Genomic DNA, 26,720 nt, shown 5'->3' on the forward strand with positions numbered 1-26,720 from the left:
ACTTGTTTGAATCCCTTCTGAAATTTTCCCTTTTTAGCTCAACCAGTTAGCAATCTGGCCTGAGATTTGCTGTTTTACCTCCACTAGTCTGGAGGTGACGTATGCAACTCAACCGATCTTTGCCTATTTTATCCACCGAGCCTTTTCAGTTTGATCCGATGCAACAGGACCGTGGGTTTGCCCAGATGTTGCAGCAAGAGATCGAGGTGAAACAGGCTGTAGTCGCATATGCGCAGAACGGCGTGCGGCCGAATCACACCGAACAGCAGTTGTTGCAGCGTTGGCCGATTTCGGACTACGGTCGCATTTTCTCGCAGGCGGAAGAGGTCCTGCGGGAAACAGAAGCAGACTTTGAGCGCTTTCATGAGCGTTCCCGTCAGGTCGCCTTTGATCTCATGCGATACGATATGCAGGCGATGGTGGATGTACGCTTTGGCGTGGCTGGAATATCAACAACTCCAAATGAATCTTTTATGTTATCGGATTCTTACCTGCAGCGCTTATGGCAAGCTGAAGGTCCGATTCAGAGTTGGGGTCGGGATAATTCACGACTGACTCAGGCGATTACCGGACTGGGCGTAAAGCATGCGCTGGCAAAGGCTGTAACCTCCCTACAGGCAGAGCAAGGTGTTGAGCGTCATCAGGCTGCGAGCCTGGGGCAGCTCGATAGTTATGTGCGTCAGGTATTACTGAGAGCTGGGAATCTGACGGGCTTTAATCCGCTGTCTTCGCATCAGTTAGAGACGATGGGGTGTGATCTTCAATGTGTATTAGGTGTGAGTGAATTTAATCCGCGTCAGGCAACGGCCGCAGAATTGCGAGGTGCTGCGCAGCACCTGTTTCACAGCGGTGAGATTGGTGTGGAAAGTCTGTCGTTACTGACACATGTGCCCCGATTGCTGGGCACTCATACGCCGCAAGGGGATGTGAATTGGATTGAGGCCTTTCGTGGCTTTGGGAGCTCTGCGTCGGTGCAAGGGGAAGCGCAATCCCATCTGGAGAGTACGCTTTCGGTATTACTGCGTCTGCAGACTGATTAAGCCGCCTTTGTATGGCGGGGCAGAGCCAATGACAAACCACTGGTAATAAGTAAAAACAGGGCTGAAATCCACAGGCAGGTACTGAGACCGTAGACCTGAAATAGCCAGCCGGAGAGCAGTGTTCCGATCAGACGTCCTGATGCGTTTGCCATGTAGTAAAAGCCCACATCCATCGATGCACCATCTTCTTTGGCATAACTCACAATCAGATAGCTGTGTAGCGAAGAGTTGATGGCAAAGAGTACGCCAAATAAACCCAGTCCTCCCAGCAGCACCCATTGTGGATTTAAGCCGCTATTGTCGCCTAATCCCAGTGCGATTAAGGCCGGTATCGCTGTTAATGTTATGGCCCAGCGAAGTGCGCTCATACCGTCGGGATGTTTTCCGCTACGACGGCCTGTAATCCAGGGCGCGGCTGCCTGAACAAATCCGTAGGCGATAATCCAGCTGGCAAGAAAGCCGCCTACGGCCCAGTGATCCCAGTCAAATGTACTGCTCAAATAGACCGGTAAGGCAACGACGAACCAGATATCACGGGCGCCAAACAAAAATAAACGTGCTGCCGACAATGCATTAACCGCGGGGCTGGTGGAGAACACTTCGGTGAATTTTGGTTTGACCTTGGCTTTGCCCAGATCCTCCTTGAGTTTGATCAGGCTCACTAGCAAAACCAGTGCTAGAACGCCGATCATAATCCAGACTGCGCCTGCAAAACCTGCCAGGGAGAGCAGCATGCCTCCAAGGAAAAAGCCAACCCCTTTCAGGGTGTTTTTGGATCCGGTCAGAATCGCGACCAGTTTGTACAGATGTCCTTCAACCTGAGCTTTAGCCAACTTCTTGACTGAGCTTTTGGCGCTCATCTTGTTCAGGTCTTTGGCGATGCCTGAAAATGCCTGAGCGGCCATAACCCAGGGGACAGTCAACATACTTGCAGGCACAGTGAGCATCAGCAACGCGACGACCTGCAGGCTCAGCCCGATATTCATGGTTTTGTTCAAACCAATACGTGCCCCGAGCCAGCCTCCGACCAGATTTGTAACGATGCCAAAAAACTCATAGAACAGGAACAGCAGAGCGATTTCGAGCGGGTTGTATCCCAGTTGATGGAAGTGGAGTACCACCAACATGCGCAATGCACCGTCGGTTAGCGTAAATGCCCAGTAGTTGCCTGTCACCAGAAGGTACTGCCGTACCTCTGATGACAGGTTTGTCAGTGCGCTGAGCATCAGTCGTTGGCCATAATGTATTTGGCCAGTTCAACGGTGCGATTTACGTAACCCCATTCGTTGTCGTACCACGCATAGATTTTCAGTTGAGTTCCATTCACCACCATGGTGGAAAGCGCATCAACGATACTGGAACGAGGATCTGTGCGGTAATCGATTGATACCAGAGGGCGCTCTTCGTAGCCGAGTACACCTTCGAGTTCATTTTCTGCTGCATCTTTAAACAGCGTGTTTACTTCTTCGATGGTAGTCTCGCGCTCCAGCTCAAACACCATGTCGGTCAGTGACGCATTAGCGAGAGGGATTCGCACGGCGTGACCGTTAAGACGACCTTTCAGGTCGGGGAATATTTCAGTGATAGCTTTTGCCGATCCTGTCGTGGTTGGGATCAGGCTCATACCGCAGGCGCGTGCACGGCGCAGATCTTTATGCGGCGCATCCAGAATGGTCTGGGTATTGGTGATGTCGTGAATCGTCGTCATCGAGCCGTGACGGATTCCCAGTTTTTCATGTACAACTTTGATGACTGGTGCCAAGCAATTCGTCGTGCAGGATGCGGCGGTCACAATACGGTTCTGGGTTGGATCAAAAAGATCGTGGTTAATGCCCATGACCAAATTCAATGCGCCGTCTTCTTTTACCGGAGCGGTGACCAGTACGCGTTTTACCCCTTGTTCCAGATAGCGATTCAATACATCGACATACTTGAATTTACCGCTGGCTTCGATGACCAGATCGCAGCCAGACCAATCGGTATCAGCAATCTCTTTGTTGTTGCTGAATACCAGTTGATTGGTATTGATACAGATTTTTTCGTCTTCAGCCGACACATCGTGGGGCCAAATGCCGTGTACGGAGTCGAATTTAAGCAAGTGCGCAAACGTTGCCGCATCACCTGCCGGATCATTGATCTGAACGAATTCGAGCTCCGGGTAGTCCCAGCCCGCGCGCAACGCCAAGCGTCCCATACGCCCAAAACCATTGATGCCTACTTTGATGCTCATGATTATGTCTCCAAATACTAATTTGAACGCGCGTAGTCATCTATTCGATTGCTGTTGATGTTGCGCATATATACGATTTTTCACATATATTATTTTTCATATATGAATATGTCCAGTGAATCGATGCGCTGAATAGAAATATTAATAGGAAGGTCATAAAAAGGCCCCTCACTCCCAGGTGGGAGGGAGGGACAGAATCTGTGTTAACTCCGCGAGTGGACGAAGTTAGAAGATGGGATGCGGATGAGTGTCCATCGAAGAAAGAGCACTAACCACCCATTCAGTATGGAGCCTAATGCTGCACCGCAACACTGTACTTTGGTCTACAAATCAAAGACTTTTTTGCCTTTTTGGTAATATTTATTGCGGTTGCTTACTCAACAATAACATCTTCTTCGTAACGGAACGGGTGAGCGTCATAGGTACCCATGATACGAACATCACGCGCAAAGAAATCGAGCTCCTGCAGGGCATACTGCATCGACTTCTCATTGGGATGGCCTTCTACATCCAGATGGAAGCTGGTTGCGGTCATTGTGTCGGACGCCATGTAACTTTCCAGCTTCACCATGTTTACGCCGTTGGTACTGAATCCGCCCAGCGCTTTGTACAGCGCGGCGGGAAGGTTACGTACTCTGAACATAATGGTGGTGATGTATTTCGTGGCCTGATCAAAATCAGGGACAACCTTATCGCGTGATAGGATTAGGAAGCGGGTCGTGTTGCCATCTTTATCCTGAAAGTTCTCGCGCAGTACTTCTAGACCGTAAAGATCCGCAGCCAGACTTGAAGCAATCGCGGCAAACTGTTTTTTGCCCGTCTCTAGCAGTGCGGAGGCTGAGCCGGCGGTATCCAGGCTCGCAATCGGTTCCAGCCCTAATTCTTTAATGTGATCGAGACACTGTGCCAGCGCTTGAGGGTGAGACGAGACGGTTTTCAGTTCGTCCAGTTGGGTGCCGGGCAGGCCGAGCAGGCAGTGGTTTACCGGCTCAAAATGCTCCCCCACGATATGTAGCTGGGTTTTTGGCATCAGGCGATAGATCTCTTCCACACGACCTGCGGTGGAGTTTTCCAGCGGAATCATCGCCAGATCAGCTTTGCCGTCTTCCACCATAAACATTGCCTCAACAAAGGTTTCACAGGCAAAGGCTTCCATGTTCGGAAAAACACGGGTGCAAGATAGGTGAGAATACGCGCCGGGCTGGCCTTGGTAGGCGATGATTTGCGTTGAGTCGCTCATGATGTGATCCGTACAAACAAGGTGAGAAAGCCCAATATTATGGCACAGGCCACTTAGTAACTGGAAAAAAAATACCCCTTTGGTAAGGTGGCTGCTCGATCTGCGAGTGGGTATGAGATGCCCTTCCACAGCTCGCGATATGACGCCAAGGACACGAGGAGTTCCAGTGACAACAAGACAAGCACAGCAGAAGCCAATCTATGATTTTATGGTGATTGGTGGCGGCATTCTTGGGATGTCTACAGCGATGCAGCTGCAAGACGCCTACCCGGGTTGTTCTGTGGTTGTACTTGAAAAGGAGTCATCTCCGGCACAGCACCAGACGGGCCGTAACTCCGGCGTGATTCATGCGGGGGTGTATTACAAACCGGGCAGCCTGAAGGCGCAGTTTTGTAAGGCCGGAAATCAGGCCACTAAAGCTTTCTGTGATGAACATGGAATTCATTATGACCAGTGCGGAAAGCTCTTAGTGGCTACGGATGCTCAGGAGCTGGAGCGGATGCAGGACCTGATCGAACGCTGTGCTCAGAATGAGTTAGAGATTGAAGTGCTCGATCAGCAGCAATTGAAAGCGCGAGAACCCGCGATAACTGGGGTCGGTGCGATTTACGTCCCCTCCACCGGTATTGTCAGCTATCGTGAAGTGACCAATAAGATGGCTGAGTTGGTGGTGGAAAAAGGTGGGCAAGTGAACTTTCACACCCACGTAGAGAACCTGGAAGAGTTTGTTGATAGGGTCACTGCATATACTAATCAGGGACGTTTCCAGGCCCGTTATCTGGTGGCGTGCGCAGGATTGCAATCCGATCGTGTGGTTAAGATGCTGGGTAAAGAACCCGAATTTCGTATTGTCCCGTTTCGCGGTGAGTATTTCCTGCTGGATGACTCTCACAACCAGATTGTGAACCACCTGATCTATCCGATCCCTGATCCTGATCTGCCGTTTTTGGGAGTGCATCTGACCCGGATGATCGATGGGACGGTTACTGTAGGACCCAATGCTGTGTTGGCGTTCAAACGTGAAGGTTATCAGCGAACATCATTAAGCCTGAAGGATACCGCTGAGATGTTGCAGTATCCGGGTTTGTTACGGTTGTTGCGTAAGCATTTTCGTACCAGTCTGACGGAGCTGAAAAACTCGTTAAGCAAAGCGGGGTACCTGAAATTAGTGCAGAAATATTGTCCGTCATTGCAGCTGGATGATCTGAAACCTTATCCGGCGGGGATTCGTGCACAGGCGGTGGCGTTAGATGGCAGTCTTGTGGATGACTTTTTGTTTGTGAGCACCCAGCGGTCGTTGGTGGTGTGCAATGCGCCGTCACCGGCGGCCACTTCTGCCATACCCATCGGTGCACATATCATTGAGAAGTTGTCCCGTCAGGTAGACGATGTGTATTGATGCAGGTGCTTGTGCTGCGGGCGTGAGTTATCTACTGGTGTTGAATGGCTCGAATATGCTATCCAACACCAGTAGATGTGATTAGCGTTTTTTCTTTGGTTTACTTTTCGCGGGCTTTTTGGCCGCTGTGCTCTTTTTCTTCTTCGGCTTACTTTTCTTCACTTCTTTGGGCATGGCGCGTTTTGGCTCTAGCCCTGGGCAAGTTTCCTGACTGATCTTTTCACCGATATAACGTTCGATACGGTTCAGGTTGAGCCAGTCATTGCTATCCACCAGTGACCATGCATAGCCCTGAGAGCCATCGCGGCCACTACGGCCAGCGCGGTGCAGATAGATATCGCCACGGCGAGGCAGATGCAGGTTCACCACGTGGGTGATATCCAGCAGGTCCAGACCGCGCGCAGCTACGTCGGTTGCGACCATGACTTTCAGGCGTCCGCGGCGCATGCGTTTCAGGCGGGTGGTGCGCTCGCCTTGTGGTAGCTCTCCATGCAGACCGTCGCACATAATGCCGAGGCTTCGAATATAGGTGACCCAGGTATCGACCTGACGCCGAGAGGCAACAAAAACGATCGCTTGTTTAATATCTTTGCGGGTAATCAGCGCTTTCAGTACGGCCTGTTTATGGTCGTCGTTATCGGTCAGATACACGCTCTGTTTAATATGGCCAGCGACCCCGCGTGGTGATGCCAGTGTCAGCGAGCGGGATTCCTTATTGAGCAGGTCCTGCGCAAGTGCTTCAACCTGTCCACCTTCCAGGGTCGCGGAGAACATGAGCGTCTGGCGGGAGATAGGGGTGAGTCCGGCAATTCTGCGGATGTCACCAATAAAGCCCATATCCAGCATCCGGTCAGCTTCGTCGATGATCAGCATTTGGGTAACAGAGAGATCCAGCCAGCCTTTGTCGTCCATCTCCAGCAATCGGCCAGGGGTTGCCACCAAGATATCTAAACCTTCACTCAGGTCTTTTTCTTGCATACCGTAAGGGACGCCGCCAACGATCAGGCTGGCGCGCAGATCGGTTAACGCGATCTGTTTTTCGATGACATGTAGCGTCTGGAGTGCGAGCTCTCGGGTTGGGCTAAGGATCACAACACGTGGTGCGTCCAGCGGTCGGTCCTGCTGATCCAGCAGATGCTGAATAGCTGGCAGGACAAATGCCAGCGTTTTACCGGAACCGGTGGCGGCACAGGCCAACAGATCAACCCCTTCCATAATGGCCGGTACGGCCTGCTTCTGGATATCGGTGGCGTCAGTGAAGCCGTTCTCGGCAAGCGTCTGAAGCAGCTCTAGATCAAGTTGGAGGTCGAGAAATGACATGGTATGAAATTGTTACCTGTGCGCAGTGAATCCGATGACAGAAAATCTGTCGTAAAGGCGGAGATTATACCGGCTGTAGCTCGTCTGCATACCATTGTGTTAAATGATTCAGTAACTGATCCCGTTGATTTAACAATGATGGGATCTGGTTTTGCGCTTCAGAGAACATATTTCGGCTTGCTAGAAGCACCATTTTGGCCGATTGAGCGTGGATAGCTTTGTGGATTTCGTCCACTTGTTGCCAGCGTTCAGTATGCCCGAAGCGCGTCTGACCATCACCATTGAGCCAGTGACCAAAGCGACATTTAATATGATTCTGCACATCGGTTGGGATGACTTCACTGGTTTCCTGATTCACGTAAGCAATAATCCGACCGACCCAGCTACGATGGTCCACACTGGCCGCGAGCAGTGGGAAGTTTTTCATCGGAATTGGATTTGCTGTGGCTGAGCGCCATGCTTTGGGTGGGTTATAGTGTGCGATCCAATCGGGAATATCGACCGCGGGCATTGGATTTGCGATGGCAAATCCTTGGGCAATATTGCAGCCCAGATGCAACAACATCATGCCTTGTTCGATCTCTTCTACACCTTCGGCCACTGTTTTCAGGCGGAACGCGGTGGCTAGACCAATGATGCCTTCAACGATCGCCAGATTGTCCGGGTCATCCATTATTTCAGCGACAAAGCTGCAGTCGATCTTAATCGCATCGGCTGGAAGACGTTTCAGATGTGTCAGGCTGGAGTAACCGGTACCAAAGTCATCCAGGGAAAAACCAACGCCCATTCTGCGGCACCGCTTGATGATGTCGCCTGCGTTACTGATATTTTCCAGTGCACTGTTTTCCAGTATCTCCAGCTCCAGCTTTTCTGGAGGAAGATCGGCGTGTTGTCTTAGCAGCCCATCCAGTTTTTCTACAAAACTGGATTCTTGCAGATACTGCCCTGAAATATTGATGCTCAGGCTGAGGTTTAGCCCTTGCTGATGCCAGGTGCTGAGTTGCTGAATGCCGGTTTGCAGGACCCATTCCTCCAGCTCAATCAGGAGCGAGTCACCTTGTAACTGGGGGAGGAACTCGTGTGGCAACAACAGTCCGCGTTCAGGGTGATGCCAGCGAATCAGTGCTTCGGCCCCCAATACCTGACCGGTTTTCATATTCACTTTGGGTTGATAGAACAGCTCAAACTCGTCCTGATATAAGCTTCGAAATACCTGCTGAACCAATTGCTGGCGAAGGTCCTGTGCGCTGCTTTCTTCGCTATCAAATAAGTAATAACAATTACGGCCCAGCTGCTTTGCTTTGTACATCGCTTGATCTGCATGGCGTAACAGCATATCGGGATCACTGTTGTCATCGGGAAACAACGTGACCCCGAGACTCGCAGAGATCGAAATTTTATGACCGCGCAGACGGTAAGGCGCGGCAATACGATGCAGGATTCGGTTGAGTGCTTCTTCAGCCTGAGCCCGGCTATCCTGTCCCGGAAGTAGCAGAACAAACTCATCACCGCCTAAGCGGGCAATCGTATCGTGTGCCCGTGAGGCGTGTCGCAGGCGGTTGGCGACTTCGATCAGCAGCTGGTCACCGGTGTCATGGCCGAGTTCGTCATTGACGGGTTTAAAGTGATCCAGATCCAGATACCCGATCGCCAGAAGTTTGCCGGTCTTATAGCACTGTTTAAGCGCAGCCTGCATCCGCTCTGCTAGCAACGTTCGGTTCGGTAAGTTAGTGAGTGGATCGTAAAAAGCCATATGTTTGAGTTGTTGCTGGCTGTATTTAAGGTCCGTGACATCCAGCCCCTCCACCAAAATGTAATCAACCTGATTGAATTCATTGAGGATAGGTTGAAAGCGGCAATCACAATAGCGAGGTTGTTTGCGGGCATCGAGATGGCGGGTGTCGATACGGCAGGTTTTTCCGGCGGCAGTATCTCGAATAACAGAATGCAGTCGTTGTGTTTGTAATTCGTCATCTCCGCGCCAGATCGTGTCCCAGATCGGTTTAACCAAAACGTCAGCCCGGGTAAATCCACTCATCTTCAAGGCTGCGGCATTGATTTCGAGAATACAGCCCTGTGGGTCAAGCAAGGCCAGAAAGATATTGGTGGTATCAAAGATCGCGTGGAGTTTATTTTCATAGCGCTTGAGTTCGGTTTCATCGATTTTGCGTTGTTTACGCATCTCGCCCGCAAACTCGATCTCAATCTGATGCACGATGTCATGTTCTGTGACCAGACCCAGCACCTGATTCTTATCATCGACCACAACCAGGTGACGAATATTGTTCAGCTGCATGATTTCCAGCGCCGTTGGTACCGGGGTACGTTCAGGTATGGTTCTGACCGGCTTCACCATGACTTCGCTGAGCAGGGTATTGGTGTCTAGGTCCACGTTGTTATAGAGCTTTACCGCATCATATTCGGTAAGAATACCGCTTGGCATGTTCCCATCAGTGGCGACCACGCAGGTAAAACGGTGTGTAGCCATGGTTTGAACGGCACTGCGTAACAGACTGGTTTGTGGCACGGTCAGCGCACTGCTACTCATCAGGCCACGGATATCACGTAAGCGAGAGATAAAGCTTGAACTTAAGTGGTTACGAAAATCGCTTTCGCTGACGATCCCTTTGGGTTTGCCATCGTCATGAGTAACTAATAAGTGGCGAATGTTGTGAAATGCCAGTTGATGATAGCCATCCCGGAACTCGGTGCTGGCGGGGGCTGAGATCACCGGTTTGCTCATGACATCATTGATAGGGGTGTCGCAACTCACATCCTTTGCCAGTGCGTCCAGAATATCACGCTCGGTGACGATGCCTTCCGGCAGTCCATCGTCATCACTGACCACCAGCAGCGAGCTCAGCCTGTTGTCATGCATGCATTGGGTGGCACAGGCCAATGTGCTGGACAGGGTGATTGTCAGTAGTGGATGACTCAGCAGGTGGTCGAGTTTTTTCACAGTCATAGCCCAAATGCAACGCAGTCCACGGGGCTGGCCAACACGTCTACACTATAAGTCTAAGCAGAGCGTATGGGGCAAACACGGGCTGTGTTTTATCGTTTTTATATGTATGGGAAAGAATGTGCAGAGGGCAGGTCGGCGCTGTCCCTGAAGCAATTGTAGCGTCCAGTGCACGCGGAATTTTATCCGACTGATGTGCACTGGTATTTCCTTCCCTGGCAAATAGGATGCCCTGAAACCTGAGTGATGACACTGACCTTACTCAGATTTCATAGAAATTATGATACAAAATCATCCGCTTAGGGAGAAAAATGCCGAGTAATTTGAACTATTTTTTGTAAGGAGAGGGGGAAACGCCTATCATCCCCATCCCTCAGTTTATATATGACAGATACGGAACAAAATACCTTGGCAAACTCCCCTTATTCATTAGGTCAGCGTTGGGTCAGTAATACCGAAGCTGAACTGGGTCTGGGTCTTGTAACAGAGACTGACGGACGTCGCGTCACACTGGTGTTTCCTGCCTCCGAAGAAGAACGTACCTATGCGGCGGATAACGCGCCCATTAGCCGTGTTGCCTACGCTATCGGTGAAAAGGTGCGTACCCAGAACGGTCAAAGCATGACGGTTGAAGAGCGGCACGAAAACAACGGTTGCCTGCTCTATGTGGGGGAGGATGATGATGGGGAAACCATGGTCGTTCCTGAAGCTGAGCTGGATAGTTTTGTACAGTTCAGTAAACCAACGGACCGATTGTTTGCAGGCCAGATCGATAAGCTGAAACGCTATCGTTTGCGACTGGATACATTGGAGCAGATGCATCGGTTGGAGCAGTCCAGTGTTAAAGGATTGTTGGGGGCCCGTGTACAGGTTCTGCCGCATCAGTTCTATATCGCTAGTCAGGTTGCGAATCGCTACGCGCCGCGTGTTTTGCTGGCGGATGAGGTGGGTCTGGGTAAAACCATCGAAGCCGGTCTGATCATTCTGCAGCAGATTATCACGGGGCGTGCGGAGCGCGTTCTGGTGACTGTGCCTGATAGCCTGCTCTATCAGTGGCTGGTAGAGATGCTACGTCGTTTTAACCTGCGCTTTACCGTGCTGGATGAGATGCGTTGCATCACGATGGATATGTCCGGTGTGGATAACCCATTTGAAAATGCTCAGTTGATTCTGTGTAGTCAGTCGTTCCTGAGTGATAATCCTGATCGTCATGCGCAGGCAATGGCAGCGAAATGGGATCTGTTGGTGGTCGACGAAGCTCACCATCTGGGATGGAGCGAAGAAGCTGCAAGCCATCTGTATCTGGCGGTTGAAGCGCTCGCACAAAAGATTCCGGGTGTATTGTTGCTGACGGCAACCCCAGAACAGCTGGGGCTCGAAGGCCACTTTGCCCGTCTGCGTTTGCTGGATCCGGATCGTTATAACGATCTGGCTGAGTTCCGCGAAGAGGAAAGTGGCTACCGTCAGGTCAGCACGCTGGTGGAGCATCTGCAGGAAGACGATGTCGCTCAGCGTCTGGAAGCGGATAAAGGTCTGCAGCAGATGCTGGCTGATTATCTGAACCCTGAAGCAGTGGATAAGTTGCTGGCAGGGTTGCACGGTGATGATCAGGACGAAGTGATTCAGGACTGTATTGCCAAGTTGCTGGACCGTCATGGCACCGGTCGCGTGTTGTTCCGTAATACGCGTGCAGCAGTTGCGGGCTTCCCTGATCGTGAACTGCATACTTACGAGCTGGACAGCCCGGATGCTTACCTTGAGCATGATGCCGGTGAGAATATCGAACATCTGCTGCACCCTGAGCGCATTCTGGGTGATCAGTGGTTGCAGGACGACCCACGTGTGTCTTGGCTGGAGCAGTGGCTGAAAGAGCACCGCTATGAAAAAACGCTGCTGATCTGCGCCAATAAAAACACTGCGATCGCCTTAGAAGAACACCTGCGACTGCGGGTCGGTCTGCGCTGCGCGGCGTTCCACGAGGGCCTCAGTCTGATTAACCGTGACCGTGCGGCAGCCTATTTCGCCGACGATGAAGACTCTGCACAGGTATTGATCTGTTCCGAGATCGGTAGTGAAGGTCGTAACTTCCAGTTCGCCCATCATCTGGTGATGTTTGACCTGCCGCTGAATCCGGATTTGCTGGAGCAGCGTATCGGTCGTCTCGACCGTATCGGTCAGAAAAATACCGTACAGATTCACGTACCGTTTTACGTCGACAGCGCACAGGAAACGTTGCTGCGTTGGTACGATGAAGGTGTGGATCTGTTCAGTCGCCCGTGTGCTGCGGGACAGCAGTTGTTCCTGAAGTTTGCGACAGAACTGTACGCACAGATGGACGACAATATCCGCGAAACTGAGATGTTAGAGCAGTTGCTGGAAGATACCCGTCATGAGACGGACTCTGTGATGCAGGCTCTGCAGGATGGTCGTGACCGTCTGTTGGAACTGAATTCCTGCGATCTGCCACGTGCTGAACAGCTGGTTGCGGATGTTGAAGAGACCAGTGATCGCCTGGCGTTGAGTGATTACATGGCTAACGTCTTCGACCAGTTTGGTGTTGAACAGCAGCCACATGGTCCGGATTCGATTGTCCTGCATCCGACCGATCACATGCTGAATGAGCATTTTCCGGGATTGCCGGATGAGGGCATGACGGCGACTTACCGCCGTTCGGAAGCCTTGTCCCGTGAAGATATGAACTTCATGACATGGGAACACCCGATGGTTGAGGGTGTGATGGAGATGATTCTGGGCAGCGACTTCGGTAATACCGCCGTCTGTACCATGAAACTACCACCTCTGCAGCCGGGAACGTTGTTGTTGGAGGCGATCTATCGCATCAACTGTGCGGCGCCTAAGGCGATGCAGGTGTCCCGTTATCTGCCAGCCGCGACAGTACGAGTGGTGGTGGACAGCAACGGCAATGATTTGAGCAAGGTGCTGACACAGGCGCACTTCGACAAGCTAGGCGAGCGTGTGCCACGCTCCACGGCACAGAATCTGGTGCGTCATGGACGTGAGCAGATTCAGGGCTTGCTAGATACCGCTGAATCCTTGGCGACACCACAGCGTGATACTGCTGTTGGCGCTGCAACGGATCGCGTGGCGCAATTGTTAGGGGGTGAGCTGGAGCGTTTACAAGCTCTGGCCAAAGTGAACCCTAACATCCGTGGTGAAGAGCTGGTGCATCAGCAGGCACAGAAAGACGGTTTGGATGCCTATCTATCAGAAGCGACTCTTAACTTGGATGCTGTGCGCATCGCATTGGTGACCGATAAGTAATATCTCGCATCGGGACCGGCCGTTCTGCTGGTCCCGTATTTCCCCCTCCCTCACTCATTCACTTGCAATCCCTTCTTTGCCCTGTGCTATGAATTTTAATGTATCCATGGCAACCAGTGTTCAAAAAAGAAACTATACTGCCCTTCGAGATTCATAATTGATCGTCGGGAGGCGAATTAGTTATGGAAGAAAATCGTAAATACCCTCGTGTAAGAACGGGCTATCAGGTTCGTTTAACCCATCGGCAGTACGGCTATTGGGTGGGTTCTGTAGCGAACATGTCGGAAGGCGGTATTTTTGTAGCTGAGCTACGTCCGTCAGAGTTCACACTGGGGTTGGAGATTGATGCGGCCATTTTGGGCGAAGGCTGGGACAAAGGTTTACCCGCTTTACGCATGAAAGTGATTCGTATTGAAGAAAAGGGGATCGCGCTGGCCTTTGTTGAGCCAGACTATCCACTTTGGGATTCCGGTAAATTATCGGAATCAACGCAGTCTCCAAACCAGTGATAGTCTTTTCTGTACCTTTGGTCACACCGGAGCTTCGGCTTTCTCCGGTGTGACCAGCCATCTCCCCCCCGTCTGATGCATAATAGATATTGGGAACCTGCGAACAAGTCCGAGACTTTCTCTGCGGGCGATAAAACAGCTTTATGTGCGAAAGGCAGCGCAGTGGAATGACTGGTCCTTTCCAAGCTGCCTGACAAAGCAGAAAGCTGTTTTAGCACCCGCCCTTCGGGGCTTTCAGAGCAACCCGATCTCTACGTTAGCAATTTGCGTCCGGCAGGCGATCCTGAGGCAACCAGCATGGCTGTAATCGCTGCCTTGATCTCGAATTGCTCTGAAAGCCAGTACCCAGAGGGCATGCTAAGTCGTTTCGGACTTATTCGTAGGTTCCCTTACCACCCGAACTCAGTTGCAGGAGAAGGACATTATGCCAATTCTGAAGGTGACCGGACTCAGCAAGAGTTTTACGGTTGCTGGGAACCCTCAGCCCGTACTACAAAATCTTAATCTCGAGATAGAGCAGGGTGAAATTCTGATGCTGTTGGGTCCGAGTGGCTCTGGAAAATCCAGCTTGTTGAACTTGCTGGCGGGTGTTGATCAGCCCGATTCAGGTCAGATTAGTATCCTCAACCAGAACATCACCGCGTTGAATGAAGCTGGGCGTACCCGCTTTCGCCGCGAGCATATCGGAGTGGTCTACCAGTTTTTCAATCTCATCCCCACGCTGACCGTAATGGAAAATATTCTTCTGCCGTTATCGCTGAATGGTCGATTAGCAGAGCGGATGCAGGCGGAACAACAGTTGGCGCTGATGGGGTTGGCCGATAAACAGGACCGTTTTCCTGAGCAGCTGTCAGGTGGCGAACAGCAGCGTGTGGCGATCTGTCGTGCGCTGGTGCACAAACCAGCACTGCTGTTGGCGGATGAGCCGACGGGCAGTCTGGATAACGATACAGCCGATCAAGTATTAGCATTGATGCTGGAGAAAATACGTCAGGAACAGATGACTCTGATCATGGTGACACACAGCGATGCCCTGATCGAACATGCTGACCGGGTATTGCGTCTGCACCGGGGTGTGCTGGAGCAGGTTGCCTGATGTTAGCCCGTGCGAGTTTACGCCATTTTCGCCACCATCCGTGGCAGCTGCTGTTGTTACTTCTCGGGATTACGCTTGGTGTTGCGGTTGTCTCTGCGATTGAGATCACCACCGACAGTGCCCGTCATAGTTTTCGTGAAGCCCAGATTCAGCTCTACGGTCGCACAACCCATCGCATCGTGGGACAGACGCCCCTGTCAGAATCACTTTATGTGGATCTGCGTAAGCATCCGGCCGGGTGGCGTAGCGCCCCGGTAATCAGCTCGGTGGTAAAAGATCGGAGTGGGAAGAATCTGTTGCTCCAGTTGATAGGTGTTGATCCGTTGCGAGAACGAGGATTCCGGGATCAGCTTAACCGACTGTCCGGAAGCGGTATCGGATTCTCAGGCCTACAGGCGAATCCGATGGTGGTGATGGCACGCACCACAGCGAAACAGTTAGGGGCGACGCTTAACCAGCCGTTGGTTCTGGATACCGCAAACGGTGTACAGCGTGTCACGCTGATGGGTGTATTAGATGATCAGGGTGATCCGCGTCTGCAACAGTTAGTGTTAATGGATATTGGTCAGGCGCAGCAGATATTGGGGCTTCAGGGACAGATCTCGCATATCGATTTAATACTGAGTGAAAAGGAGGCTCAGGCGGTGGCTCAGTGGTTACCTGATCATGTGCGATTGGAAGCCACAAGCACGGTCTTATCCGAAAAAGCGCAGTTGGCGAATGCACTGTATTTCAACCTTCAGGCGCTGGGGTTGTTGGCGCTGGTTGTGGGATTGTTTCTGGTGTTTAGCAGTGTCAGCTTTTCCCTCAGTCAGCGTCGCCCAATTTTTGCCCAGTTACGCGCCATCGGTCTGACGGTGGGTGAGTTATACCGTTATCTTATAGTTGAACTGGTTATCATCGCTCTGATAGGCACGGTATCAGGTGTGGTGTTGGGCGTGGCTTTGGCCCAAGTGCTGTTAGAACTTATGCTGAATACGTTGGCGGATCTGTATGCGACTTCGCCGTTGGAGTTGTTATTGCTGGAGCCGGTGACGTTAAGCAAGTTGTTGTTATTGGGTGTGGGAGGCTGTTTGTTGGCCGCGTGGAAACCGTGCCGTGAGTTGGCCCGAATAACGCCGGTGTCATTACAACAGCGCTTTGTACAGGAAACGCAGGCGATAAAGCAGAGTCGGCATTTAAGTGCGTATTGGGTGCCGGTTCTGTCGGGTTTAGCACTGGTATTGCTGTGGCTGGACAGCGGGCTGTGGGGGGCGTTTATGGCCGTAGCTGCGTTGTTGATGAGCGGTGCGTTGTTAATGCCTGCGGCACTGCAGGGGCTGAGTCGTGTGTTAGAGCGTTTGTTAATTGTGTCTGGTGTGTCTCTGAAGCAGCCGTTGTGGCTGATGTTGGTGCGTGATAATCGTCGAAATCTAAGTCGTACGGGAATCGCGGCGATGGCCCTGATGATTGCGATCAGCGCTACAGTTGGCATTGGCGGTATGGTTGGTAGTTTTCGTGATGCGGTTCAGCTCTGGTTAGGGGAGCGCTTAAATGCGGATCTGTACATTTCGCAAACGCGTATATTGCCGGGGGTGCGTCAGCCTTTGCCTGAGTTGTTTATCGCTGAACTTGAGACCTTGGAGGGCGTTGAAGCGGTTGCTACGCTGCGTCGCACCCGCCTCAGCGTGGCAGGGCGTCAGGTACATCTCTATGCCTCAGAGCTGCCCGTAAAGATGCGCAGTGCTTATCGGTTTGTATCGGGCAATCGAGATGTGATCTGGCAGCAGTTACAGCAACCCGATCATGTTCTGATCAGTGAACCGTTAGCGAATCGCACAGGACTGGGTATAGGGGACTCGCTTGTTTTGTCGACCGTGGCAGGGGATCAACCGTTCATTGTCGCAGGTGTGTATTATGATTATGGCAGTGACAGCGGCCGTATTATGACGCGGGCGGATACGTTCAGTCAGCATTGGGTCGAACAGCCATATGGTGTGTCTTTGTTTTTGTCTGATTCCCATTCACCGACAGAGATCGCGCACATAATACGCCAACGTTGGGGAGGGCAGTGGGATCTGTCTATTCAGCATGCATCGGTGTTACTGGCCCGATCAGTGGAGGTCTTTAATCGTACGTTTGTGATTACTGACGTTTTGCGGTTATTGGCTCTGGTCGTTGCCTTTGTGGGTATTTTGAGCAGTTTGCTGGCGATTCAGTTGGAACGACAACATGAGGTATCGCTGTTGAAAGCACTGGGGCTCAATCGGGCAGAGCTGACATTCCTCTTATTGGGGCAGTCGCTATTATTGGGTTTAGGTGCGGGTTTGGTGGCAATTCCCGTGGGCGAGTTGCTGGCGTGGACGTTGACTGGCGTGGTGCAGCTCAGGGCGTTCGGTTGGAGCATTCCGTATCAACCTGATCTGTATAACTGGCTGATTGCGTTGTTGCTGTCGATGGCGGCGGCGGGATTGGCATCGTTGTATCCGGCCTGGCGTTTTGCGCGTCATACAGGTATTCGGCGCTGGGAGTGATGTTCAAAATGATCAGAGGTTTCTACCCGATTGTTGTGGTGGTGCTGGTGTTCACCGTGATTGGGGTGGCGGGACATCGATGGCTCTTTAATGAGCCGCAATCTGCTGCTGAATTTTCACTGACGGATTTTCTTAGTTCAGAGAATATTGATATCGATGACGGGCTGTTTAAAAAAGCGGAGCCGGGTTATGTATTGCGCTTTCCGCAGGACCATATAGCCCATCCTGAGTTTCGCAGCGAATGGTGGTATATCAACGGCAACCTGCAACATCGGGATGATGCCCAACAGCGATTTGGTTTCCAGTTCACGGTATTTCGTCAGGCGTTGCGGACGCAAAAGCGTACTCAGCAGCAGGCAACGTCAGGCTGGTTAGCGCCGCAGTTTTATATGGGACATGCGGGCCTGGGAGTATTTACTCAGAATAGACATCTTGTCGCCGAGCGCTTTTCCCGTCAGGGGCCGGGTTTGGCAGGAACATCTTCCCAACCGTTGAGCGTGTGGCTGGAAAACTGGCAGTTGAGATCTGAAAACGATCAGGATCTCTTTCCTGCGCAGCTTAACGTTGGTGTGCAGCACAATGACGCAGGCGGGTCTTTCAGTTATCGGCTACGCCTGATACCTGAAAAACCACGCGTTTATCAAGGAGATCAGGGCTATAGTCCAAAACGCCCGGAACCGGGTTTTGCATCTTATTATTATTCCTATACCCGATTGCGTGTCGAGGGAGAGATCCGGTTTGATGATCAGACGATCCCGGTTACCGGTGCGGCTTGGTATGACCACGAGTGGGCGAGCAACAGTCTGGCATCCTATCAGTCGGGCTGGGATTGGTTTTCGTTGCAGCTTGAGGATGGACGGGAGTTGATGTTCATGGTGTTGCGGTCTAAGGATGAATCAGGTCAGGCGGATTTCCGGCAAGTTTCGTTATTTAGTCAATCCGGTGAGCGCTTACCTTTGGATGCCGGGAATATTGCGCTGGACGTATTAGAGCACTGGCAGTCTGAGTCAGGCGTCATCTGGCCCAGTGGCTGGAATATGAAAATTCCTGAGTATGATCTGGATCTGCGCATCCTGCCACGTCAGAAGACACAAGAAAATAACCTGTCGGTGCGATATTGGGAAGGTGCGGTCAGCGTGGAAGGAAGTCATGCGGGGCAGGGGTACGTTGAACTGACGGGGTATGAATAATTAACTGTGCTGCCTCTCAACTACACTGTAAGCAGGTCAAAACGTGGAGTTAAACCATGCGAGTATCGGAACTAAGAGATCTGGTCGCAATGGATCAAATTCGCGAAGGCCTGCTGAAAACCAGTGCGGACGGTTGGCAGGTTTCGCTGGAAGACTTTCAGGGGCATCAGTTTCCTCTGACCGATGCGACGGGACGGATCAAAATTTACCATTCACTGGATCGAGCAACTGAAATACTGCGCACTTTGGGCGTGAGAAAAATGTGTGTTCAGGAACGTTTCTGAATAGGGCGCTAACGATGCAGGGTTAGATAAGTACGCTGTTACAACTCGATGATCTCATCGTGATGCAGGCGATCTAATGTCCACTCGGGCAAGAGTTCGTGACAGCGTGCAACGATCATATCTTCATTCCCCGGTTTCAGATGGGTAATACGTATTTCAGCATGATGTTCAAAATGAGTGAGTTCCTGAGCCAGTTGAGAGGGGGTCAGGTGGCCACTCAGTTGGGCAAGTTCACCCTGATCATCGGTAAACGATACGTCAATAATGACGAGCTGCGGCTTCTTTTCGTTCAAGAGCGGCCACAGTTGCGGATTCACGCCCGTGTCCCCGGTAAATGCAAAGCTGCTGTTCTGATCGCTGAGTAAATATCCTACGGTCGGCGTAGGGTGCGCTGCGGGCAACACCTGAATATGTTTACCGGCGAGCGTTAACTCATCGCCCGCTTGAAGCGAGTGCATTCGGATGATCGGTTTGTCTTCTGGAAGCTGGGTGTAGTCTGGCCACACGGTCCAGTTAAAAATATGCGTATTAAGGGCACTGATAACATCAGGCAGGGCATAAATTTGGATCTGATGGCGGGCTTGGTCGAAGATTGTTGCCAGCATCAGAGGCAGACCAATGATGTGGTCTAAGTGAGCGTGGGTGATGAGGATGGTGCGGACAGACAGCATCTCCTCCAGGGTCAGCTTTTCCATGCCTGTCCCCGGATCAATGATCATTGAGTCATCGACCTTAAATGTGGTGGTTTTTAGGCCTTTACCGATACCGCCACTACAGCCCAAAATCTTCAGTTTCATCTGTACAGGTCCTGCAACAGACGGTTCATGGATTGTCTTATCGTGTTGAAGCGGGGTATGCGATTACAACTCCATTTCACGTACAGCGTTCCTTTTATCTGACAGGGCCTAAGTCTGTGTGACTGTTCGGATGTGAGTGATAACGGGTCAAACATAGGTTATCAGCTCTGTAACGGTTTTTACAATGCGTGTTTATATTACAGTATTACGATCAGTGTGTGGTGTGGTTATTCGTGCGTAACCGGAGGTTCTCGGCTATTCTCCGCCTATGAGTGTTAATTCCCCTTCCGTTCGTGCCAGTTATGCCGATGTGATTGTTTGCCACGGCTGCGACCATGTATTTGATAACGTTCCTTTCTCGGCTGGACAGCAGTTGAGCTGCACGTATTGTGGCGAAGTGATGAAGGTTAAACATGCCAACTGGTTGATGCAGGCGGCGGCCTTCACGGTGACGGGCTTAATCCTGTTTTTGCTGACATTGGCGTTCCCGTTTATTGGACTTGAAGCGGCAGGCCAGGAGCAGTCGTCACGCCTTTTGAGTGGTGTTTGGGCGTTGCTGGATCGGGATCGATTTCTGCTGGCCTCGCTGGTATTTATCACCATCTTCCTGATGCCGCTGGTAGAACTGGTAGGGCTGGGATATGTCATCGGTGCACGCTTGCTGGACGTTAAGCCGCCGGGGCTGGCCAAGGTACTCCATTTGCTGTTTGTGATCCGCCCCTGGAATATGATGGAGATTTTCTTTATCGGGGTGCTGATCACAACCATTAAACTTGGGGATATTGCCTCGCTGCTACCCGGTATCGGTCTGTATGCGTTTGCGGGGCTAATCTTGGTATTGATCTACAGTCATACCCATCTGGATCGTGAAGCGCTCTGGCATTGGTTACGTCACGAAAATCGCTTTTGCGGTCGTGATGATGAGCCGTTGGTGGTCTGTCATGGCTGTGGTGCGCAGGTGGGTGAATCCCTGTTAGATGTGAACGATCGGTGTCCTCGTTGTCATAGTACGGTGCGGCGGCGAATACCGGACAGTTACCAGCGTACACTGGCGCTACTGATCGCTGCCACTGTGCTGTATTTACCGGCAAACCTGTTACCAATTATGACGACGGTTCAGTTTGGCGTTGCCAGCAGTGATACCATCATGTCTGGTGTGGTCCACCTTTTCCAGTCGGGGAATGCCGGTATCGCGTTGGTCGTTTTTGTTGCCAGTGTTCTCGTGCCTATTGCGAAAATTTTTGCGATCTCTTATCTGTTGTGGGCTGTGCGCAAAGGACCACAGGGCAACCCTCGTCATCAGGCGATTCTTTATCGAATAACCGAATTTGTCGGCCGCTGGTCGATGATTGATGTATTTGTAGTTACCTTGTTGGTGGCGTTAGTACAGTTTGGTGTACTGGCGAACATCGAGCCGGGTGGTGCGATTGTGTGTTTCGCCGGTGTGGTGGTGTTAACGATGCTGGCGGCTGAAACGTTTGATCCAAGATTGTTATGGGATGCCCATAGTGAGTAACGAACCTAAAGTATCAACCTCCAGAAGGCTGTCACCGGTCTGGTTTATTCCTCTTTTAGCCGTGTTGATTGCAGTGTGGCTGGCGGTAAGGGCCTGGCAGGAGGCCGGTCCGGTTATCCAGATTGAATTCAGTGCGGCGTCGGGCATTGAAGTGGGTAAAACCCGCATCCGTTATCGCGATGTTGAAGTGGGTGTGGTGAAAAGTATCCAGCTGAGCGATGACTTTAATAAGGTACGGATCACGGCGGAAATGGATGCTTATGTGTCACCGCTGATTAATGATCAGAGTAATTTCTGGGTGGTGTCACCTCGGGTTTCCCGAAGCGGTATCAGCGGTATTGAGACGCTGTTATCGGGCGTGTATATCGAGATGGATTCCGGTGGTGAAGGCGTGGGTGAATCGCAAACCAAGTTTGTTGGGCTGGAAGAGCCACCATCCGTCCGTTCCTATGACAAAGGCAGCAGTTATTTGCTGGTGGCGGATACACTGGGATCGTTGGATATTGCTTCGCCGGTGTATCACCGCGAAGTACCAGTGGGTGAAGTGACCGGCTATAAGCTGCTGACCGATCAGAGCAAGGTGCAGATCCGGATGTTTGTAAAAGCACCGTTTGATGAGCTGATCAAAGAACACAGCCAATTCTGGAATGTTAGTGGATTTGGCGCGACCATCGGATTGGATGGTGTTGAACTGGATGTGGGATCGCTCAGCTCACTGATCGCCGGTGGTGTTGAGTTCGATACGCCGATTAATCTCAGCAGTGAATCTAGTCTGGCTGATCCTGGGCGGACTTTTTACCTGTTTCCTAGCAAAGATGCCGTCAGTGAAGGGGCGATCTCGGTTTCGTATCCCTTCTTATTACATTTCGAAGGTTCGGTTCGTGGCTTAAAAGTGGGGGCTCCCGTGGAATATCTTGGTATTCAGGTGGGGAGGGTGGAACATATCGCACTCGATTATGAGAGCCGAGATGCCAACCGCGTGAATGTCCTGATCGCGATCCAGCCAGAACGCATGGGGCAGGGGGTCGTGCCGAGCAAAGAACAGATCCGTGAAGCAATGGACCAGTTGGTCGCGCAAGGTATGCAGGCGCGTTTGAGTTCAGGTAGTTTGATCGGTGGCTCGTTGTTTGTTGATCTGGTGCCCAATGCGGGTGAGCCGGGGCGGATCAAAGAGCATGGTGAATATCCGTTGCTGCCTACGGCGGAAAACGAATTTAGCCAGATTACCCGGCAGTTGACCTCCATTATGGAGAAGATTCAGGGTTTGCCTATTGAAGAGATAGGTGTGGATCTGAAAAGTGGTCTGAAAAGCCTGCGCTCGGTTATGGGTGATTTGGAAGATGCCAAGCTTGGCGAAAGTGCGGGCGGGGTGTTGGAAAATCTGCAAGATGCCACTGATGGTCTTGACGGGACTGCTGATCAGTTAGAGCGTACGCTGAAGTCTCTGGACCAAACGGTCGCGCCGGATTCTGATCTGAGCCATACCCTGACCAGTGCGTTGGATGATATTTCTGATGCGGCGAAGTCCATGAAGCAGCTTACTGATCAGTTGCAACGTTATCCGGATGCGCTGTTGCGTGGTCGTGATGAAGATAAGGAAGAATGATGATGACCCTACGGACTGCACTGTGTGCCTCGCTGGCCGCTTTTTTGGTTGGATGTGCGGCTCAGCCTGAGACCCATTACTATGATTTAATGGCCCAGAGTGAGGCATCCGATGCGCGATTAACTGAGTCTGTAACTTTGGGTATTGGGCCGGTCAGCTTGCCGCAGATGCTGGACCGCCCGAATATTGTTGTCCGTAAAGGTGGGACCCAGGTGAATGTGGCCAACTTTCATATCTGGGCTGGAGAATTGGAGCCTGTTTTTACCCGTGTTCTCGCAGAAAATGTGTCTCTGCAGCTGAAACATGATGCGGTCTGGCCATCACCTTGGGATAACCGCTTTCGCCCTGAGTATCAGGTGCGTATTTTTGTCGATCGTTTTTCCGGTGAGCTTAAAGGGCCGGTGAGCCTGAGCTTGAGCTGGACGCTGCTGGCCGACTATGGACAACGCGTGGTGACGACCCAGCGCTATCGTTCGGTGCTTCACAGTGACGGCAGCTATCAGGCATATGTTCAAGCATTGAATGGCTTGCTGGAGGGGTTCTCGGGTGAACTTGCGTCTGAGCTGGCGCAGAGTATACCCCAGAAGTAATTGCCCTTTGATGCGTCAGAGCATGAAGGCGTTAACTCAGCTCATTGGCTTTGCGGTAGCGCCCTTCGTAATCGAATAACTTTTCCTTCACGCGCCAGTGATGACCCGCTTTACGTGCGATGACAAAGTCGGGGGCGCGAAACTGATCTCTGACCGAGAGGACGTCGTCCAGTTGTTTAAACTGCCGGGGTTGGGTGGCATCGCCAAAGCGACGGCCAAACAGCAGGTTAAACACTTTGCGCTGTCCTGAATGGTTCAGATCAAAACTTTCGTGGACCTCGGCCCCCTCTTCATCGTGATAAGTAATCCGCAATTTTCCGTTATGGTCGCATAAAGAGACGCCCGCGCACCGGATGACGAGGGCATCTTTAAGCTTAAGCGCGTTTTTAAGCATATCGTCCGGATCGATAATCGCTTTTTCGCAGCTGTGGCAGCGCCGGGCTGCGATGTCGTTTTCGGCATTGCAGTGTGGACATTCTTTAAAGCGAAAGCGGTAGTCACACTGCTGCTTCCGTCCTTTATCATCCTCTTCATATCCCTGACAGCGACGACCGTAGTGTTCAAGAATATTGCCCTCGTCATCGGTCTTACCCCAGAAAATATTGGCAAACTCACAGACAGGGCAAAAGACCTGGACGGGTTGGCTATCACTGTGGGGTTTGCTCGATCCAACTTCCGGATGAAACAAGTCAAAACCGTTGCCGGTGTAATCAACCACTTTGCACTCAGTTTTACCTTCATCCAGTCGCAAGCCACGTCCGACGATCTGTTGATACAGGCTGACTGATTGGGTGGGGCGGAGGATAGCGATCAGGTCAACATGAGGGGCGTCAAAACCGGTCGTTAGTACCGCAACATTGACCAAAAACTTCAGCTCTCGATTCTTAAACGCCCGGATAAGCTGATCACGCTCAGTCGTGGGTGTCGCACCGGTAATCAGAGCTGTCTGGTTCTGTGGTAGGTATCCCGTGATCTCTTTGGCATGGTCGACGGTGGCGGCGAAGATCATGGCGCCCTGACGGTCTTGCGCCAGTGCTTCAATTTGTTCGCAGATAGATTGCGTGACGCGTGGATGACGTACCAGCAGTTCATTTACTTCACGTTCGTTGTATCCTCCCCAGCGTGATGCGTTCAATGTGGAAAAGTCGTATTGAGCGATGGGCGCATCGGTTAGCTCAGGAGGCGTGAGATATCCTTTGTTGATCATATAGCGCAGGGGCAGTTCGTAGATACAGTGTTCGAACGGTGGGTTATCGCCGCTGCGCACATAGCCGTGATAGTGATAGCGGTAGATCCACCCCATCCCCAGACGGTAAGGCGTCGCGGTTAACCCCAGTACTTTCAGCCCGGCATTGTGCTTTTTAAGTTGTTGAATAATCTGGCCATACTGGCTCTCCTCGTCGCCTGAGATGCGGTGACATTCATCGATAATCAACAGGGAATACTGTTCTGCGAAGTCATCCAGATTACGCGAAACGGATTGTACGCTGGCAAAGGTGACCTGATGTTGGGTGCTTTTTTGTTTGAGCCCTGCGGAGTAAATACTGGCTTTCAGGCCATACGCTTCATATTTTGCGTGGTTTTGCTCGACGAGTTCCTTAACGTGGGTAAGCACCAGAATTTTTCGTCGTGCTATGCGCCCCAGTTCCGCGATCACCAGACTCTTACCTGCCCCGGTGGGTAGGACGATTACGGCGGCATCGTCGCTTTTGCGAAAGTGGCGTACGGTGGCATCAACTGCATCACGCTGGTAATCACGTAGTTGAAACGCCATCGGTCATTCGGTCTCGTTAGAGTCTGCAGCACTGGTTTTCTGCAAGTCAGCCAGACGGGTTTTTGTCTCTATCCACTGGGACATGAATTGTGTACTGCGGTGATGGTGGTGACGTAGCATGGCACCGGTAAAGTTTTGCATGCGGTGGCTGTTGATTGTGTCTCGCAGCAGTTGGATATGCTGAATCAGCTTTTCAGACAGGGGTTGGCGATCATAAACCTGAGAGATGATTTTATCGCCCATCCGCTGACAGCTGTGCCACAAGTCCTTTTTCTCATAAAGCTCAACTGCGGCTTGCGCAAAGTCATGGGCATTGTCTTCTATCAGTCCACCCCATGGGTAGCCACCGCTCATCGCTTCTGCCCCGATAGGGGTGGTGACATTCGGTGTGCCGTTACACATGGCCTCAACCAGTTTGCCCTTGATACCAGCACCAAAGCGCACAGGGGCAAGCAAAACACGGGCATTGCGTACGACTTCGTTAGCATCCTCCGCCCATCCTTTGACCATAAATCCTTCTTTGGGGTTATCTAGCGCGGTGGCTTTGGGAGGTGGATAGGCACCGTATACATGCATCTCAGCATGAGGGAGTTTCTTGCGAATCTTGGGCCAGATCTGCTGTTTCAGCCAGAGTATGGCATCCCAGTTTGGAGCGTGGCGGAAATTGCCGATACTGACAAAGTGTGAACGTTCTTCGAAAGTGGGGCGTGGTTGCTCCAATATCTGCGTATCAAGCATAAAGGGCAAGTGATGCAATAGATCCTGACTGACACCAAATTGGTTGTTGAGCAGTTGCATCTCATAGTCAGAGATCATCAACGTCAGGTCTGAACGGTATATTGAAGCAACCTCGCGTTGTGCCATCTCGCTGAACAGATCTTCAGGAACAAGTGGCCGTTTCTGCTTCAGCGCCTGATGGCGGGCGTTACGTAAAAAGTGCAGATCTTCTGTATCTAAAATACGCACTGCATCCGGGCATTGCTTCTCAACTCGCCAGCCAAACTGCTCCTCCATCATAAAGCGGTCAAACAATACAATGTCTGGTTGCAAGTTGGCGACGAAACGATCAAAGGAATCGCAGTTCAGTTCAATGCTGACACTGCTTACATTTAGCTGGCTGAGGTCTTCCATATGCGTGCTGAGCGCCGCGGGGCTGGCAAAGGTGATCTGCCAATCTTGCGCCTGAAAGCAGTGTATCAGCTCCATCATATGGGAGCCGGCGGCAGAAGAGCGTGGCTCTGGCCACACGTAACCGATGATCAGCACCTGAGTCATGATGGGAGATATTCCTATATCGGATACAGCAAGGATAAAGGAAGGATTTTACCGGTCGGAAGGGAAAATAAAAAGGCAGCCATATGGGCTGCCTAAA

The 26,720-nt window shown here is 51.6% G+C and carries 19 protein-coding genes; 11 read left to right on the top strand and 8 right to left on the bottom strand.

Features of this window, described 5'->3' with window-relative positions; genetic code table 11:
* Positions 1–101: 101 nt before the first annotated feature.
* Complete coding sequence (locus IOQ59_RS09725; protein WP_193953089.1) at positions 102–1,040, top strand: hypothetical protein; 939 nt, start codon at positions 102–104, stop codon at positions 1,038–1,040.
* On the opposite strand, the gene arsJ is transcribed toward IOQ59_RS09725, so the two are convergent.
* The 3 genes from arsJ to IOQ59_RS09740 form a co-directional block, all read right to left on the bottom strand.
* On the bottom strand, positions 1,037–2,266 hold the full coding sequence (gene arsJ / locus IOQ59_RS09730) for an organoarsenical effux MFS transporter ArsJ (RefSeq protein ID WP_193953090.1): 1,230 nt from the start codon (positions 2,264–2,266) through the stop codon (positions 1,037–1,039). The genes IOQ59_RS09725 and arsJ overlap by 4 nt on opposite strands.
* Positions 2,266–3,270: an ArsJ-associated glyceraldehyde-3-phosphate dehydrogenase gene (locus tag IOQ59_RS09735; RefSeq protein WP_193953091.1), complete on the bottom strand. Its 1,005-nt coding sequence runs from the start codon at positions 3,268–3,270 to the stop codon at positions 2,266–2,268. The genes arsJ and IOQ59_RS09735 overlap by 1 nt, the downstream gene beginning before the upstream one ends.
* Positions 3,271–3,643: 373 nt before the next feature.
* Entirely contained in the window at positions 3,644–4,510 is an 867-nt protein-coding gene (locus IOQ59_RS09740; protein WP_193953092.1) for a prephenate dehydratase, read from the bottom strand.
* A 196-nt stretch (positions 4,511–4,706) separates the two neighbouring features.
* Here IOQ59_RS09740 and lhgD point away from each other — a divergent pair, with 196 nt between their 5' ends.
* A complete protein-coding gene (gene lhgD, locus IOQ59_RS09745) occupies positions 4,707–5,909 on the top strand; it encodes an L-2-hydroxyglutarate dehydrogenase (protein ID WP_193953162.1) in 1,203 nt (400 codons plus the stop codon).
* A gap of 81 nt (positions 5,910–5,990) precedes the next feature.
* Here the strand turns inward: lhgD and IOQ59_RS09750 are convergent, their stop codons facing one another.
* Positions 5,991–7,229, bottom strand: coding sequence for a DEAD/DEAH box helicase (locus IOQ59_RS09750; protein WP_193953093.1), 1,239 nt, complete (start codon positions 7,227–7,229; stop codon positions 5,991–5,993).
* A gap of 64 nt (positions 7,230–7,293) precedes the next feature.
* Positions 7,294–10,194, bottom strand: a complete 2,901-nt coding sequence (locus IOQ59_RS09755) for an EAL domain-containing protein (protein WP_193953094.1) — start codon at positions 10,192–10,194, stop codon at positions 7,294–7,296.
* A 405-nt stretch (positions 10,195–10,599) separates the two neighbouring features.
* Between IOQ59_RS09755 and rapA the strand changes: the two genes are divergently transcribed.
* The 6 genes from rapA to IOQ59_RS09785 all read left to right on the top strand — a co-directional run bounded on the left by rapA (position 10,600) and on the right by IOQ59_RS09785 (position 19,065).
* Positions 10,600–13,473 carry an RNA polymerase-associated protein RapA gene (gene rapA, locus IOQ59_RS09760; RefSeq protein ID WP_228050812.1) on the top strand — a complete coding sequence of 958 codons (2,874 nt, stop codon included), beginning with the start codon at positions 10,600–10,602 and terminating at the stop codon, positions 13,471–13,473.
* Positions 13,474–13,655: 182 nt separating this feature from the next.
* Positions 13,656–13,982 carry a PilZ domain-containing protein gene (locus tag IOQ59_RS09765; protein ID WP_193953096.1) on the top strand — a complete coding sequence of 109 codons (327 nt, stop codon included), beginning with the start codon at positions 13,656–13,658 and terminating at the stop codon, positions 13,980–13,982.
* A 424-nt stretch (positions 13,983–14,406) separates the two neighbouring features.
* Positions 14,407–15,078 (top strand): ABC transporter ATP-binding protein, encoded by a 672-nt coding sequence (locus tag IOQ59_RS09770; protein WP_193953097.1) that lies wholly within the window; start codon positions 14,407–14,409, stop codon positions 15,076–15,078.
* Complete coding sequence (locus IOQ59_RS09775) at positions 15,078–17,591, top strand: ABC transporter permease (RefSeq protein ID WP_193953098.1); 2,514 nt, start codon at positions 15,078–15,080, stop codon at positions 17,589–17,591. The genes IOQ59_RS09770 and IOQ59_RS09775 overlap by 1 nt, the downstream gene beginning before the upstream one ends.
* An 8-nt stretch (positions 17,592–17,599) precedes the next feature.
* Positions 17,600–18,781: a lipocalin-like domain-containing protein gene (locus IOQ59_RS09780; RefSeq protein WP_193953099.1), complete on the top strand. Its 1,182-nt coding sequence runs from the start codon at positions 17,600–17,602 to the stop codon at positions 18,779–18,781.
* Between the two features lie 56 nt (positions 18,782–18,837).
* Complete coding sequence (locus IOQ59_RS09785; RefSeq protein WP_193953100.1) at positions 18,838–19,065, top strand: hypothetical protein; 228 nt, start codon at positions 18,838–18,840, stop codon at positions 19,063–19,065.
* Positions 19,066–19,103: 38 nt separating this feature from the next.
* Here the strand turns inward: IOQ59_RS09785 and IOQ59_RS09790 are convergent, their stop codons facing one another.
* Complete coding sequence (locus IOQ59_RS09790) at positions 19,104–19,862, bottom strand: 3',5'-cyclic-nucleotide phosphodiesterase (RefSeq protein ID WP_193953101.1); 759 nt, start codon at positions 19,860–19,862, stop codon at positions 19,104–19,106.
* 268 nt (positions 19,863–20,130) lie between these two features.
* Here IOQ59_RS09790 and IOQ59_RS09795 point away from each other — a divergent pair, with 268 nt between their 5' ends.
* Genes IOQ59_RS09795 through IOQ59_RS09805 form a run of 3 tightly spaced genes read left to right on the top strand, consistent with a single transcriptional unit; the run spans position 20,131 to position 23,574 of the window.
* The gene (locus tag IOQ59_RS09795; protein WP_193953102.1) at positions 20,131–21,378 is read left to right on the top strand and encodes a paraquat-inducible protein A; all 1,248 of its coding nucleotides are present in this window, start codon (positions 20,131–20,133) and stop codon (positions 21,376–21,378) included.
* On the top strand, positions 21,371–22,984 hold the full coding sequence (locus tag IOQ59_RS09800) for a PqiB family protein (protein WP_193953103.1): 1,614 nt from the start codon (positions 21,371–21,373) through the stop codon (positions 22,982–22,984). Before IOQ59_RS09795 ends, IOQ59_RS09800 begins: the two co-directional genes overlap by 8 nt.
* Positions 22,981–23,574, top strand: coding sequence for a PqiC family protein (locus IOQ59_RS09805; protein ID WP_228050814.1), 594 nt, complete (start codon positions 22,981–22,983; stop codon positions 23,572–23,574). Before IOQ59_RS09800 ends, IOQ59_RS09805 begins: the two co-directional genes overlap by 4 nt.
* A 31-nt stretch (positions 23,575–23,605) precedes the next feature.
* Here the strand turns inward: IOQ59_RS09805 and radD are convergent, their stop codons facing one another.
* Entirely contained in the window at positions 23,606–25,348 is a 1,743-nt protein-coding gene (radD, locus tag IOQ59_RS09810) for a DNA repair helicase RadD (RefSeq protein WP_193953105.1), read from the bottom strand.
* A 3-nt stretch (positions 25,349–25,351) separates the two neighbouring features.
* Complete coding sequence (locus tag IOQ59_RS09815; protein WP_193953106.1) at positions 25,352–26,623, bottom strand: glycosyltransferase; 1,272 nt, start codon at positions 26,621–26,623, stop codon at positions 25,352–25,354.
* Positions 26,624–26,720 lie beyond the last annotated feature (97 nt).

It is taken from the genome of Pontibacterium sinense, assembly GCF_015209595.1.
In the GTDB taxonomy this organism is placed as follows: Bacteria; Pseudomonadota; Gammaproteobacteria; order Pseudomonadales; family Balneatricaceae; genus Pontibacterium; species Pontibacterium sinense.

What these genes read in the sequence shown, in the direction of transcription:
- IOQ59_RS09775 (WP_193953098.1), top strand. Translation starts at nt 15,078, where the DNA reads ATGTTAGCCCGTGCGAGTTTACGCCATTTTCGCCACCATCCGTGGCAG.
- IOQ59_RS09780 (WP_193953099.1), top strand. Translation starts at nt 17,600, where the DNA reads ATGATCAGAGGTTTCTACCCGATTGTTGTGGTGGTGCTGGTGTTCACC.
- IOQ59_RS09750 (WP_193953093.1), bottom strand. Translation starts at nt 7,229, where the DNA reads ATGTCATTTCTCGACCTCCAACTTGATCTAGAGCTGCTTCAGACGCTT.
- IOQ59_RS09785 (WP_193953100.1), top strand. Translation starts at nt 18,838, where the DNA reads ATGCGAGTATCGGAACTAAGAGATCTGGTCGCAATGGATCAAATTCGC.
- radD (WP_193953105.1), bottom strand. Translation starts at nt 25,348, where the DNA reads ATGGCGTTTCAACTACGTGATTACCAGCGTGATGCAGTTGATGCCACC.
- IOQ59_RS09805 (WP_228050814.1), top strand. Translation starts at nt 22,981, where the DNA reads ATGATGATGACCCTACGGACTGCACTGTGTGCCTCGCTGGCCGCTTTT.
- IOQ59_RS09765 (WP_193953096.1), top strand. Translation starts at nt 13,656, where the DNA reads ATGGAAGAAAATCGTAAATACCCTCGTGTAAGAACGGGCTATCAGGTT.
- IOQ59_RS09740 (WP_193953092.1), bottom strand. Translation starts at nt 4,510, where the DNA reads ATGAGCGACTCAACGCAAATCATCGCCTACCAAGGCCAGCCCGGCGCG.
- IOQ59_RS09815 (WP_193953106.1), bottom strand. Translation starts at nt 26,623, where the DNA reads ATGACTCAGGTGCTGATCATCGGTTACGTGTGGCCAGAGCCACGCTCT.
- IOQ59_RS09770 (WP_193953097.1), top strand. Translation starts at nt 14,407, where the DNA reads ATGCCAATTCTGAAGGTGACCGGACTCAGCAAGAGTTTTACGGTTGCT.
- arsJ (WP_193953090.1), bottom strand. Translation starts at nt 2,266, where the DNA reads ATGCTCAGCGCACTGACAAACCTGTCATCAGAGGTACGGCAGTACCTT.
- IOQ59_RS09735 (WP_193953091.1), bottom strand. Translation starts at nt 3,270, where the DNA reads ATGAGCATCAAAGTAGGCATCAATGGTTTTGGGCGTATGGGACGCTTG.
- IOQ59_RS09725 (WP_193953089.1), top strand. Translation starts at nt 102, where the DNA reads ATGCAACTCAACCGATCTTTGCCTATTTTATCCACCGAGCCTTTTCAG.
- IOQ59_RS09755 (WP_193953094.1), bottom strand. Translation starts at nt 10,194, where the DNA reads ATGACTGTGAAAAAACTCGACCACCTGCTGAGTCATCCACTACTGACA.
- IOQ59_RS09795 (WP_193953102.1), top strand. Translation starts at nt 20,131, where the DNA reads ATGAGTGTTAATTCCCCTTCCGTTCGTGCCAGTTATGCCGATGTGATT.
- IOQ59_RS09790 (WP_193953101.1), bottom strand. Translation starts at nt 19,862, where the DNA reads ATGAAACTGAAGATTTTGGGCTGTAGTGGCGGTATCGGTAAAGGCCTA.